The sequence below is a fragment of the Pseudomonas sp. 65/3-MNA-CIBAN-0223 genome (assembly GCF_040310425.1).
Taxonomy (GTDB): Bacteria; Pseudomonadota; Gammaproteobacteria; order Pseudomonadales; family Pseudomonadaceae; genus Aquipseudomonas; species Aquipseudomonas gregormendelii.
Window position 1 is genome coordinate 1 of sequence record NZ_JBEOPV010000337.1, and the last position, 238, is coordinate 238.

Sequence of the window (238 nt, forward strand, 5' to 3'; positions counted from 1 at the left end):
CTTGATAGGTAGTCTAAAAAATAGCTTAGAAACGGTAATGAGAGAACGCTTTGTTAGAATCTGCCATACGGTGAACTTCGTCACGTTTCTTCATAGCGTTGCCTTTACCATCAGCGGCATCATTCAATTCGCCAGCCAAACGTAAAGCCATAGATTTTTCAGAACGCTTTGCAGCAGCTTCAGCTAACCAACGCATAGCCAAGGCAGTACGACGGGAGGGGCGTACTTCCATTGGTAC

Annotated in this window: 1 protein-coding gene; it reads right to left on the minus strand. The window is 45.8% G+C overall.

The window, feature by feature from the left end:
* Window positions 1-25 precede the first annotated feature (25 nt).
* A partial coding sequence (locus tag AAEZ09_RS29115; protein ID WP_502947625.1) for an uS7 family ribosomal protein occupies window positions 26-238 on the minus strand: 213 nt, incomplete at its 5' end.